Source organism: Roseovarius nitratireducens (genome assembly GCF_002925845.1).
Classification (GTDB): domain Bacteria; phylum Pseudomonadota; class Alphaproteobacteria; order Rhodobacterales; family Rhodobacteraceae; genus Roseovarius; species Roseovarius nitratireducens.
Window position 1 is genome coordinate 1 of the sequence record NZ_PDNI01000050.1, and the last position, 11619, is coordinate 11619.

Sequence of the window (11619 nt, forward strand, 5' to 3'; positions counted from 1 at the left end):
GATTACTCGATGATCTTGCTGACGACGCCGGCGCCGACGGTGCGGCCGCCTTCACGGATGGCGAAGCGCAGGCCGTCTTCCATGGCGATGGGGGCGATCAGCTCGACAGCGAATTTCAGGTTGTCACCGGGCATCACCATTTCCGTGCCCTCGGGAAGCTCCACCGTGCCGGTCACGTCCGTCGTGCGGAAGTAGAACTGCGGCCGGTAGTTGGCAAAGAACGGCGTGTGCCGCCCGCCCTCTTCCTTGGTCAGGATATAGGCCTCGGCCTCGAACTTGGTGTGCGGCGTCACCGATTTCGGCTTGCACAGAACCTGCCCGCGCTCGACGCCCTCGCGGTCGATCCCGCGCAGAAGCGCACCGATGTTGTCGCCCGCCTCGCCGCGGTCGAGCAGCTTGCGGAACATCTCGACACCGGTGCAGGTGGTCTTCTTGGTGTCGTGGATGCCGACGATCTCGATCTCGTCGCCGACGTTGATCACGCCGCGCTCCACGCGCCCCGTCACCACCGTGCCGCGGCCGGAAATCGAGAACACGTCCTCGATCGGCATCAGGAACGGCTGATCCACCGCGCGCTCGGGCGTCGGGATGAACTCGTCCACCGCCGCCATCAGCTCACGGATCTTGTTCTCGCCGATCTCCGGGTCGCGCCCTTCCATCGCCGCCAGCGCGCTGCCCGCGATGATCGGGATGTCGTCGCCGGGGAAATCGTAAGAGCTCAGAAGCTCGCGCACTTCCATCTCGACCAGCTCCAGAAGCTCCTCGTCATCGACCTGGTCGACCTTGTTGAGGAACACCACCAGCGCCGGCACCCCCACCTGGCGCGCCAGCAGGATGTGCTCGCGCGTCTGCGGCATCGGCCCGTCGGCGGCGTTCACCACCAGGATCGCGCCGTCCATCTGCGCGGCACCCGTGATCATGTTCTTGACGTAGTCGGCGTGGCCGGGGCAGTCGACGTGGGCGTAGTGGCGCGCGTCGGTCTCGTATTCCACGTGCGCCGTCGAGATCGTGATCCCGCGCGCCTTCTCCTCCGGCGCGCCGTCGATCTGGTCATAGGCCCGGAAATCGCCAAAATACTTCGTGATCGCCGCCGTCAGCGTCGTCTTGCCGTGGTCAACGTGACCAATCGTGCCGATGTTCACGTGCGGTTTCGAACGGTCAAACTTTTCCTTCGCCATCGTCTTGGCTCCTTTTTCATAACGGATGGTGGGCCCTTGCCCACCCTACGGTTTGGGTAGGGCGGGGTTTACCCCGCCACCCGGGTTCATGCGTATTTCGACTGGATCTCTTCGGAGATGTTCGCCGGCACCGGATCGTAATGCGAGAATTGCATCGTGAACTGGGCGCGGCCCGAGGACATCGAGCGCAGCGTGTTGATGTAGCCGAACATGTTGGCGAGCGGCACGTTGGCGTTGATCGCGATGGCGTTGCCGCGGGTATCCTGACCCGAGACCTGCCCGCGCCGCGACGTGAGATCGCCGATGATCGACCCGGTGTATTCCTCCGGCGTCACCACCTCGACCTTCATGATCGGCTCGAGCAGCTTGGCCCCGGCTTTGCGCAGACCCTCGCGCATCCCCATGCGACCGGCGATTTCGAACGCCATGACCGAGCTGTCCACATCGTGGAACTTGCCGTCCACCAGCGCGACCTTGAAGTCGATCACCGGGAAGCCGGCGAGCGGACCGCTGTCCATGACCGAGCGGATACCCTTTTCGACACCGGGGATGTATTCCTTGGGCACCGCGCCGCCGACGATCCGGCTCTCGAAGGAGAAGCCCTCGCCCGGCTCGGTCGGCGCGATCTCGAGCTTGACCTCGGCGAACTGACCCGAGCCACCCGACTGTTTCTTGTGGGTGTAGGTGTGCTCGATCTTGTGGCTGATCGTCTCGCGATAGGCCACCTGCGGCGCACCGATATTGGCCTCGACCTTGAACTCGCGCTTGAGGCGGTCAACGAGGATGTCGAGGTGCAATTCGCCCATACCCTTCATGATCGTCTGGCCCGATTCCAGATCGGTCTCGACGCGGAAGGACGGGTCCTCTGCGGCGAGCCGCGCGAGGCCTGCGGACATCTTCTCCTGGTCGCCCTTGGTCTTGGGCTCGACCGCGATCTCGATCACCGGGTCGGGGAAGGTCATGGTTTCCAGCACCAAGGGCTTGGCAGGATCGCACAGCGTGTCGCCGGTGGTGGTCTCCTTGAGCCCGGCGAGCGCGATGATATCGCCGGCGAATGCCTCGTCGATCTCGGAGCGATCGTTGGAGTGCATCATCATCATCCGGCCGACGCGCTCTTTCCTGCCCTTGGTCGAATTGAGGATCGCATCGCCCTTCTTCATCGTGCCCGAGTAGATGCGCGTGAAGGTCAGGCTGCCCACGAACGGGTCGTTCATGATCTTGAAGGCGAGCGCCGAGAACGGCTCGGCATCATCGGCCTTGCGGACGATGTTGCGGGTCTCGGTCTCGTCATCGGGCGAGAAGCCCATGTAATCCGGCACGTCGAGCGGCGAGGGCAGGAAATCCACCACCGCGTTCAGCAGCGGCTGCACGCCCTTGTTCTTGAACGCCGAGCCACCGAGCACGGGCACGAAATCGAGCGCCAGCGTGCCCTTGCGGATCAGGCGGCGGAGCGTCTCGATATCGGGCTCCTCGCCCTCGAGATAGGCCTCCATCACGTCGTCGTCCTGCTCGACCACGGTCTCGATCATCGTGGCGCGCCACTCGTCGGCCATGTCCTTGAGCTCGTCACGCACCGGCTGACGGGTCCAGCTCGCGCCGAGATCCTCGCCGCGCCAGGTCCATTCCTCCATGGTGATGAGGTCGATGATACCCTCGAGCTTGTCCTCTGCCCCGATGGGCAGGTTCACGGGCAGCGGCGTCGCGCCGGTGCGCGTCTTGATCATGTTGACGCAGTTGATGTAGTCGGCGCCGATCTTGTCCATCTTGTTGACGAACACGATCCGCGGCACCTTGTAGCGGTCAGCCTGGCGCCAGACGGTCTCGGTCTGCGGCTCGACACCGGCATTGCCATCCAGCAGGCAGATCGCGCCGTCGAGCACGGCGAGCGAGCGCTCCACCTCGATGGTGAAATCGACGTGACCGGGGGTGTCGATGATGTTCAGGCGGTGCTTCGAGCTCTCCGGCTCGGTGCCGGTATAGGTCTTTTCCCAGAACGTGGTGGTCGCGGCGCTCGTGATCGTGATGCCACGCTCCTGCTCCTGCTCCATCCAGTCCATGGTCGCGGCGCCATCATGCACCTCGCCAAGCTTGTGAGACTTGCCGGTGTAGAACAGGATCCGCTCGGTGCAGGTGGTCTTGCCTGCATCGATATGGGCCATGATCCCGAAGTTGCGGTAGTATTCCAGCGTATAGTCGCGTGCCATCGGAGAATGCCTCTCGGGTTACCAGCGGTAGTGGCTGAACGCCTTGTTGGCGTCGGCCATCTTGTGGGTGTCTTCGCGTTTCTTGACGGCAGAGCCGCGGCTCTGGACGGCGTCGAGCAATTCGCCCGCCAGACGCTCTTCCATCGTCTTTTCGTTGCGGGCACGCGACGCGTTGATCAGCCAGCGGATCGCCAGCGCCTCGCGGCGCTCGGTGCGGACCTCGACGGGCACCTGGTAGGTGGCGCCGCCGACGCGACGAGAGCGAACCTCGACCGAGGGCTTGATGTTTTCGAGCGCCTCGTGAAACACCTCGACCGGCGCGCGCTTGATCTTGGTCTCGACACGCTCGAGCGCGTTGTAGACGATCTTTTCCGCGGCGGATTTCTTGCCATCCACCATCAGGTTGTTCATGAACTTGGTCAGGACCCGGTCGCCATACTTGGCGTCGGGCAGGATATCGCGCTTTTCGGCGGCGTGACGACGGGACATCTTATCTTCCTCTTGTTCCTCTGCGGGCGATGCCCCGGCGCGATGCCGGGACGCCCGAAATCCTTATTTCGGGCGCTTCGCCCCGTATTTCGAACGGCGCTGCTTGCGGTCCTTGACGCCCTGCGTATCGAGCACACCACGCAGGATGTGGTAGCGCACGCCGGGAAGGTCCTTGACGCGGCCGCCGCGGATCAGGACGACCGAGTGCTCTTGCAGGTTGTGCTTTTCGCCGGGAATGTAGCTGATGACCTCGAAGCCGTTGGTCAGGCGCACCTTGGCAACCTTGCGCATGGCCGAGTTCGGCTTCTTCGGCGTCGTCGTATAGACGCGCGTGCACACGCCGCGTTTCTGCGGGCAGCCCTGAAGGTGCTGCGATTTCGTGGCTCTGACTTTCGGCTGCCGCGGCTTGCGGATCAGCTGCTGGATCGTTGGCATTCCGGTTCTTTCCCCGTCTCTCAACACATGTGTCTGCAAGGGCACGCCCCTGCGGTTCATCGAAAACGCGTCGCGCGTCCGCAACACGCATACACCGCATCCGCACCTTTTCATCCGGTGCGACGCGGCGGGCTTCCAGAGGATCGGGGCGCATTCGCCCGGATCATGACCACTCAAGTTATGAAACAGACGGCAGGGCAACCGGCCCCGCGCCTGTGGATTGAGCGGCGTATAGGCAGAGTCGCCATGCTTGTCAACAGCGGCCCGGGATGCCAAGACTTGGCCACAACCCGAGACCATCCGCGAGGCAAGCGCCATGCGCGTCATCGGACTATGCCGCTTTTCCTACCCTGCTCTCGGCGGGTTCAAGCGGATGCACGGATCAGTCGCCGAACGCGAGGCCTATCTCTACGCGCCCGACCGGATGGCACTGCGTTTCGCGCATTTCGAGAGCCTCACAATGCCCTCTATCGCCGCGCAATCCAACGGCGATTTCACATTTCTCGTGGTCACCGGCGAGAACCTGCCCGAGCCGTGGCGGTCGCGCCTGCACGATCTTGCCGCCGATGTGCCGCAAATGCGGATCGTGGAGATGGAGCCGATGCGCCACCGCGACGCGATGCGCCGCGCCATCAAGCAGGCGCTCGGCGAGGACGAGACCGAGTCGATCCAGTTCCGGCTCGATGATGACGACGCGGTGTCGGTGGGATTCGTCCAGAGCCTGCGCTGGTTCGAACGCAACACGCGGCGGATGCGGCGGGCGTGGCGCAACGTGGCGTTCGAGTATAATCGCGGCTATGCGGTGCGCCTGTCGGAGCAGGGTATCGAGGCCGAGGCGGTGCAGACGCATTTCTGGGCCTGCGGCCTCGCCGTGCTGTTCCGCCCCGGTGATGCGAAAACGGTGATGAATTACGGCCATCACAAGCTGCACTACGAGATGCCGACGCTCATCAACCCGGGGCCAGAGATGTACCTGCGCGCCCTGCACGACGACAACGACACCGGCGAGGCACAGCACCCGCCCGCGCTCAGCCCGCTCGACGACGCGCGGCGCGCGCTCTTTCGCGAGCGGTTCAACGTGGACGAGGACCGAGTGAAAGCTCTTTTTTCCGCGCGGCCCGCGCACGCTGGCTGATCCGCGCCTCGCGGTAGAGGGTGAATACCCCCGAGGCCACCACGATCCCCGCGCCAACGAGCGTGATCGTTTGCGGCCAGTCGCCGAACACCACCCATCCAAGGATCAGCGCCCAGATGAGGCTCGTGTAGCGGAACGGCGAGACGAACGATATCTCGCCTACCCGCATCACCATGATGGAAAACAGGTATCCGCCGATGATCATCACCGCCGCCCCGCCGATCAGCAGGGCGGCGCGACCGTCCACCGGGGCCCAGCCCTGCGGCACGGTCGCCAGACCGAAGAACACCATGATGCAGGCCGAAGTGATGAGCGTCACCTGCATCGAGGGCACTTCGCGCGACAACCTGCGCGTGGCCAGATCGCGCAGCGTGACCATCGCCACCGCCGCGAGGCCGTAGACCGAATAGATGGTGAACCCCTCGGTACCCGGGCGCACGATCAGCATCACGCCGATGAACCCCGCGATGATGGCCGACATTCGTTTCCAGCCCACCGGCTCGCCAAAGAACAGCGCAGCGGCGAGCGTGATGGTCAGCGGCAGCGCCTGCATGATCGCGCTGATGTTGGCAATCGGCATGTGAAAGAGCGCGGTGACAAAGAAATAGGCCGAGCCCACCTCGCCCACCATCCGCCAGAACACCGGCCACCGGTCGGCGCGCGGCAGGCGCTGGCGCAACGCCCCCATGCGCCAGGCGATCACCGCCACCATCGCCGTGGTCAGCACCCCGCGCAGGAACATCACCTGAAACAGCGATATCTGCCCCGACAGCGACTTTATCATCGCGTCGTTGAAGGTGAACGCCGCCATCGACCCCATCATCAGGAGCGCGCCGGTAAGATTGTCGGAACGGGGCATTGCGGAACCGAAAGGTGGCGGAAACGCGGGGGCCAGCCCCCGCACCCCCGGAGTATTTGGCCCAAGGTGAAATGACAAGCGTTCAGTCCGCGAGCGCGGCGATGAGCCCGGTGTGAAGCGTATGGTTGGCGGCGGCCAGCCCTTTGACCTGCGGCACCGGGTTGTTGAACACGAGCGTGCCGCCGCGCCGGTCCGAGGTCGCCGCCCCGGCCTCGCGCAGGATCAGGTCACCCGCCGCCGCGTCCCATTCCCAGGTCGGGCGCAGTGTCAGCATCGCATCAAAGCGCCCCTCCGCCACCAGCGCGAGCCGATAGGCAAGCGAGGGCCGAAAGCCCCGGCGCAAGAGCGGCACCCGCCCGTCCCGCCAATGCGCAGGGTCGAGCGCGGGCTTTGACGCGAGCAGCGTGGCCCCCGGCAGGGCGCGGCGCGCGCCCGCGCGGATCGGCATCCCGTTGAGCGTGGCCCCCTGCCCCGCGGCGGCGGCGTAGAGCTTGTCGCGCATCGGCAGATAGATCACGGCGGCGGTAACCACGCCGCGCTCCACCACCGCCAGCGCGTGCGCCCACAGGCCACTGCCCTCGATCATGCTGCGCGTGCCGTCGATCGGATCGACGATGAACACCCGGTCAGCCCCGAGCCGCGCCGGATTGTCCTCGGTCTCTTCCGACAGCCAGCCGTAATCGGGGCGCGCGGTGCGCAGGCGCGCGGCGAGGCAGGCATCCACAGCGAGGTCCACCGCTGTCACCGGGCCGGCACCACCGGGCTTGTCGATCGTGTCGAGCGGGCGTGTCACGAGATCGCGCGCCAGCGCCCCCGCCTCGCGCGCCGCCTCGATCAGCAGCGCGAGGTCATGCGCCGGCAAGCGTCAGCCCCTCGACCAGAAGCGACGGCACCACGCGGCTCAGATGCGTGCGCGCATCGTTGGCGGGCGTGATCCGGCGCAGCATGTCGGGAAGACTCCCGGCGATGGTGCATTCGTTGACCGGGTGCGAAATCTCGCCCCCCTCGACCCAGAACCCGGCCGCCCCGCGCGAGTAGTCGCCGGTATTGGGGTTGATGGTCGCACCGATGAGCGATGTGACCAGAAGCCCGGTGCCCATCTCGCGCAGCAGGTCGGCGCGGCTCTGCTCTCCCTGGGTGAGCACGACGTTCCACGTCGCGGGCGACGGCACCCCGGACACCCCGCGCGCCGCGTTGCCCGTAGGCGTCATCCCCAGCTTGCGCGCCGAGGCCAGATCGAGCGTGTATCCGCACAAACTGCCCCCCTCGACGATCGCACGCGGTACCGTCGCCAACCCCTCGGCATCGAAGAACCGCGAGCCCGACACGCGCGGGCGGTGCGGGTCTTCAAGCAAGTCCAGCTCATCGGGCAGCACCGGCGTGCCGATCCGGTCGCGCAGCCAGGACGACCCACGCGCCACCGCCACGCCGTTGGCCGCCGACAGCAGATGGCCGATGAGCGTGGCCGCCACCCGCTCGTCGAAGATCACCGGATAGGCCCCCGTCCGCGGCCTGCGCGCGCCGGTCCGCTCTGCCGCGCGCTCCCCGGCGCGCCGCCCGATCTCGGATGGATCGCGCAGGTCGGCGGCAAACACGCGAGAGTCGGCATCGTGGTCGCGCTCCATCCCCGTGCCGGTCCCGGCAATGGCCACGCAGGACAGGCTCGTATCGCTGCGCGCATAGCCGCCGGAGAAGCCGTTGCTCGCCGCGATGTGCATCTCGCGGCGTGACCACGCGGCCGAGGCCGATTGCACTTGGGCGACCCCCGCCACGCCCAGCGCCGCCGCCTCGGCCTCCTCGGCCATCCGCATGAGCGCATCGGGGGCGGGGGCGGGGCCGGGATCGCACAGGTCGAGCCCGGCTGCATCGCGCCGCACGGAAAGCTGGGCGGCATCGGCGAGCCCGGCAAACGGATCCTCGGGGGCCTCTCGCGCCATCGCCACGGCCCGTTCGGCCAGCGCGGCAATGGTCTCGGGCCGGGTATCCGACGCAGAGACATTGGCCTGTCGCCTGCCCACCAGCACGCGCAGGCCGATATCGACGCCCTCGGCGCGCTCGGCCTGTTCCAGCGTGCCGCCGCGCATGTCCACGATCACCGATTGGCCGCGCATGGCGATGGCGTCGGCGGCCCCGGCCCCGGCCTTGCGCGCCGCATCGACGAGCGCATGGGTCAGATCATCGAGCGTATCCGGCATCGTCCCTCCTCACGGTCCCCGCGGGAGGTAGATCGCCGCGCCCCCCGGTGCAAGAGCTCAGCGCATCCGCTGGCCGTTCACCGTCACGGTGCCATCCTTCTCGATCTCGATGCGCGAGATCAGCGTATCCTCACCCTCGACCGCATTGGCGAACATCGACGCCATCATCCGCGCGGTCATGGCCTGATCCTCGGGGATCAGGCCGATATCCACCAGCTTCTGCAGCAACCCTTCGCCGCCTTCGAGCCGCAGATCGACGGTGCCCTCCGCCGGCGGCATGTCGAGCCCCTCGGCATTGTCGAAGGTGATCGCGCCCTCACCGGTGAGGCGCGCGCCCGCCACCGACAGCGCCAGCTTTTCAAGCGACAGGCTGTCGAGATCGCCGGGGGTCTCGCCGCGCTCTTCGAGGGCGGCAATCTCCGCCTCGTCAAAGATATTCGTCGTCAGCCGCGCCTTGCCCGTCAGGTCCACCGCGAGATTCGCCGGATCGCGCGGCAGGGCGGCCTTCGGGTCGATCATAGACCACAACTCATCGGGGAGCCGGAGACCGGCGAAATCTATCGATAGGCCGAAATCCTGTAATTCCTCGCCCTGTGCCACAGGTAGCCGGAACCGCGCGAAGGCGCGGTCGATGGCATAGGTCAGCGGCGTCGGGAACACGCCGAGCTCGGTGGTGACCTCCAGCCCCGTTGCGTCGCTCTCGTAAACCAGCCCATCGCCCGAGAACGCCCCGCTGATCCGGACCGTGTCGCTGCGCGAGGTGCCGGTCATGGTCTCGTCATCCTCGGAGACCTCGAACTGCGCCGAGCCTGCGCCGAAGGCGAGGTCGGTTTCCAGGCGAAATCCGTTTTCGAGCGCCGCCGCCATGTTCGACGGATCGCCGGTCCCGGGCAAGAGCAGGCGCGACTCGTGGGTCATGCTGTCGGCTTCGCCCGCGAGATCGAGGGCCGAGCCCGTCTTCTCATCGACAATCTTGAACCGATAGCCGACGGTGCCGGAGGCAAGGCGCTGCTCGACGCGGCGCACATCCTTGTTGAACCGGGTTGTGCTGTTCCCCTCCAGGTCCTCGAAGGTCAGCCCGCCAGCGAGGGTCTCGATAGCCTTGCCGCCGACCGTCACGTCACCGATCTCGATGCGCATCGTCTGCGCGGCATAGGCATAGTCGATTTCCTCCGGTGTGCCGGAGGCGGTGATCCACAGGCCATCATGGCTGAGCGTCAGCACGGCGGTCAGTGGCTCGTCATCGGCGGGCGTGACGGCAATGGCCATCGGCATGGTGGGCGGATAGATCAGCTCGATCGTGCCGTCGCCGGCTTCGGTCATCTCGATCCGGCCCATCCGCATCTCGACGCGCCCGCCGTCATCCGGCAACTCCTGCGTCAGGCCGAGGTCGGGGATCACGATCCCGTCGCTGCCCTGCTGCGGCGTGCCCGTGATCTCGTAGCCGAGCTGCGATAGCTGCCCCTGCCAACTCTGCCAGACATCCGCGGCCGTCAGATCGGCGAAGGCGGGACCGGCGGAAAGGCCGAGAACAAGCAACGGGGCGGCGCGGAGACAAGGAGGCATCGTCAAATCCTTTTCATCGGAACGGTCTGCAACAATGTCGGCCCTGCCACACCCCGGGTCAAGTGACGATCCGTCTGGAATTCGGCGGCCACGCCGGATAGAAACCGACGGAATACCACAAGGGGGCTGACATGAGCATGACCGGAAAATGCGTTCTCATCACCGGCGCGAGCAAGGGCATCGGAGCGGCGGCCGCGCGTGTCTTTGCCGAGGCGGGCGCGAACGTGGCCCTGGTGGCGCGTAACGGCGACGCCATCGCCAAACTTGCGGGCGAGATCGGGCCGAGCGCCATCGCCATCCCCTGCGACGTCAGCCGCTACTGGGAGATGGAGGCCGCGGTCGAGGCCTGCCATACCGCTTTTGACCGGCTTGACGTGCTGATCAACAACGCCGGCGTGATCGCACCGATTTCCATGCTGGCCGAGGCCGATCCCGACGCCTGGGGCCACGCCATCGACATCAACCTCAAGGGCGTGTTCAACGGCATGCGCGCGGCGCTTCCGGGCATGATCGCACGGGGCGATGGCACGATCATCACCGTCAGTTCCGGGGCCGCGCACAATGCGCTGGAAGGCTGGAGCGCCTATTGCGCGTCCAAGGCCGGGGCGGCAATGCTGACGCGCAGCGCCGATCTCGAGGCGCGCGGCGCGGGGGTGCGGGTGATGGGCCTGTCGCCCGGCACGGTCGCCACCGACATGCAGCGCGAGATCAAGGAAAGCGGCGTCAACGCGGTGGCAGCGCTCGACTGGTCCGAGCATATCCCCGCCGACTGGCCGGCGCGCACGCTTCTGTGGATGTGCGGGCCGGAGGCGAGCGACCTCGCCGGGCAGGAGATTTCGCTGCGCGACCCGGATATCCGCGACCGGGCGGGACTCGCATGATCGGGCTGGCGCGCGAGGACGGTCTATGGACCGTCACCCTCGACCGCCCCGACAAGGCAAACGCGCTGACCGAGGCAATGCTGGCCGAGCTGGCCGATATTGCAGAGGCCGCCCACGGCGAGGCCCGGGCACTGATCCTGACCGGGTCGGGCAAGGTGTTTTCCGCCGGCGCCGACCTCGAAGCCGCGCGCGCAGGTCTCGCAACGAGCCCTCAGTGGGAACGGCTCTCGGGTGCGCTCGCCACGCTCCCGAACCTCACGGTTGCGGCCCTGAACGGGACCGTTGCGGGCGGCGCGTTGGGCATGGTGCTGGCCTGCGACCTGCGCATCGCTGCCGAAGGGGCGGGCGCGTTCTACCCGGTGATGCGGCTCGGCTTTCGCCCGCAACCCAGCGACCCGGCGCGGCTCGCCGCCCTGGTAGGCCCGGCGCGGGCCAAGATGATCCTGCTGGCGGGCGCAAAGATCGGGACCGACGAGGCGCTGGCCTGGGGCCTGTTCGACCGGGTAGTGCCGCGCGATGACCTGATCGAGAGCGCGCGAGGGCTCGTCGCCGACAGCCTCGCCGCCGACGCCGACCACGCCACCGCGCTAAAGGCGATGTGCCGCGCGGGAGGCGCTCCTGTGAGGGAGTAGGGTCTGGTCTGTTGCGGACCCTCACAGCTTGGTGCCAATGCGCGG

11 protein-coding genes are annotated in these 11619 nt (G+C 66.7%); 3 read left to right on the plus strand and 8 right to left on the minus strand.

Annotated elements, in window-relative coordinates; all coding sequences use genetic code 11:
- Positions 1 to 2 precede the first annotated feature (2 nt).
- From tuf to rpsL, 4 genes are all read right to left on the minus strand, one after another.
- Positions 3 to 1178: an elongation factor Tu gene (gene tuf, locus CRJ03_RS09175; protein ID WP_104017425.1), complete on the minus strand. Its 1176-nt coding sequence runs from the start codon at positions 1176 to 1178 to the stop codon at positions 3 to 5.
- 86 nt (positions 1179 to 1264) lie between these two features.
- Positions 1265 to 3382 (minus strand): elongation factor G, encoded by a 2118-nt coding sequence (fusA, locus tag CRJ03_RS09180; protein ID WP_104018581.1) that lies wholly within the window; start codon positions 3380 to 3382, stop codon positions 1265 to 1267.
- Positions 3383 to 3400: 18 nt separating this feature from the next.
- Complete coding sequence (gene rpsG / locus CRJ03_RS09185; protein ID WP_104018582.1) at positions 3401 to 3871, minus strand: 30S ribosomal protein S7; 471 nt, start codon at positions 3869 to 3871, stop codon at positions 3401 to 3403.
- A 63-nt stretch (positions 3872 to 3934) separates the two neighbouring features.
- Positions 3935 to 4306, minus strand: a complete 372-nt coding sequence (rpsL, locus tag CRJ03_RS09190) for a 30S ribosomal protein S12 (RefSeq protein WP_104018583.1) — start codon at positions 4304 to 4306, stop codon at positions 3935 to 3937.
- Positions 4307 to 4622: 316 nt separating this feature from the next.
- On the opposite strand from rpsL, the gene CRJ03_RS09195 reads away from it, so the two are divergent.
- Positions 4623 to 5441: a glycosyltransferase gene (locus CRJ03_RS09195; RefSeq protein ID WP_104018584.1), complete on the plus strand. Its 819-nt coding sequence runs from the start codon at positions 4623 to 4625 to the stop codon at positions 5439 to 5441.
- Here CRJ03_RS09195 and CRJ03_RS09200 read toward each other — a convergent pair.
- The 4 genes from CRJ03_RS09200 to CRJ03_RS09215 form a co-directional block, all read right to left on the minus strand.
- Positions 5380 to 6300: a DMT family transporter gene (locus CRJ03_RS09200; RefSeq protein WP_104018585.1), complete on the minus strand. Its 921-nt coding sequence runs from the start codon at positions 6298 to 6300 to the stop codon at positions 5380 to 5382. The genes CRJ03_RS09195 and CRJ03_RS09200 overlap by 62 nt on opposite strands.
- An 82-nt stretch (positions 6301 to 6382) precedes the next feature.
- Complete coding sequence (locus CRJ03_RS09205) at positions 6383 to 7162, minus strand: 3'(2'),5'-bisphosphate nucleotidase CysQ (RefSeq protein ID WP_104018586.1); 780 nt, start codon at positions 7160 to 7162, stop codon at positions 6383 to 6385.
- Positions 7149 to 8495 carry a TldD/PmbA family protein gene (locus CRJ03_RS09210; RefSeq protein WP_104018587.1) on the minus strand — a complete coding sequence of 449 codons (1347 nt, stop codon included), beginning with the start codon at positions 8493 to 8495 and terminating at the stop codon, positions 7149 to 7151. The genes CRJ03_RS09205 and CRJ03_RS09210 overlap by 14 nt, the downstream gene beginning before the upstream one ends.
- 57 nt (positions 8496 to 8552) lie before the next feature.
- Positions 8553 to 10061 carry a DUF2125 domain-containing protein gene (locus CRJ03_RS09215; RefSeq protein ID WP_129590263.1) on the minus strand — a complete coding sequence of 503 codons (1509 nt, stop codon included), beginning with the start codon at positions 10059 to 10061 and terminating at the stop codon, positions 8553 to 8555.
- A gap of 131 nt (positions 10062 to 10192) precedes the next feature.
- Between CRJ03_RS09215 and CRJ03_RS09220 the strand changes: the two genes are divergently transcribed.
- Positions 10193 to 10942: an SDR family oxidoreductase gene (locus CRJ03_RS09220; protein WP_104018589.1), complete on the plus strand. Its 750-nt coding sequence runs from the start codon at positions 10193 to 10195 to the stop codon at positions 10940 to 10942.
- Positions 10939 to 11574 carry an enoyl-CoA hydratase/isomerase family protein gene (locus tag CRJ03_RS09225; protein ID WP_104018590.1) on the plus strand — a complete coding sequence of 212 codons (636 nt, stop codon included), beginning with the start codon at positions 10939 to 10941 and terminating at the stop codon, positions 11572 to 11574. Before CRJ03_RS09220 ends, CRJ03_RS09225 begins: the two co-directional genes overlap by 4 nt.
- The last annotated feature ends 45 nt before the right edge of the window (positions 11575 to 11619 follow it).

What these genes read in the sequence shown, in the direction of transcription:
- fusA (WP_104018581.1), bottom strand. Translation starts at nt 3,382, where the DNA reads ATGGCACGCGACTATACGCTGGAATACTACCGCAACTTCGGGATCATG.
- CRJ03_RS09210 (WP_104018587.1), bottom strand. Translation starts at nt 8,495, where the DNA reads ATGCCGGATACGCTCGATGATCTGACCCATGCGCTCGTCGATGCGGCG.
- CRJ03_RS09195 (WP_104018584.1), top strand. Translation starts at nt 4,623, where the DNA reads ATGCGCGTCATCGGACTATGCCGCTTTTCCTACCCTGCTCTCGGCGGG.
- tuf (WP_104017425.1), bottom strand. Translation starts at nt 1,178, where the DNA reads ATGGCGAAGGAAAAGTTTGACCGTTCGAAACCGCACGTGAACATCGGC.
- CRJ03_RS09220 (WP_104018589.1), top strand. Translation starts at nt 10,193, where the DNA reads ATGAGCATGACCGGAAAATGCGTTCTCATCACCGGCGCGAGCAAGGGC.
- rpsL (WP_104018583.1), bottom strand. Translation starts at nt 4,306, where the DNA reads ATGCCAACGATCCAGCAGCTGATCCGCAAGCCGCGGCAGCCGAAAGTC.
- CRJ03_RS09225 (WP_104018590.1), top strand. Translation starts at nt 10,939, where the DNA reads ATGATCGGGCTGGCGCGCGAGGACGGTCTATGGACCGTCACCCTCGAC.
- CRJ03_RS09215 (WP_129590263.1), bottom strand. Translation starts at nt 10,061, where the DNA reads ATGCCTCCTTGTCTCCGCGCCGCCCCGTTGCTTGTTCTCGGCCTTTCC.
- CRJ03_RS09200 (WP_104018585.1), bottom strand. Translation starts at nt 6,300, where the DNA reads ATGCCCCGTTCCGACAATCTTACCGGCGCGCTCCTGATGATGGGGTCG.
- rpsG (WP_104018582.1), bottom strand. Translation starts at nt 3,871, where the DNA reads ATGTCCCGTCGTCACGCCGCCGAAAAGCGCGATATCCTGCCCGACGCC.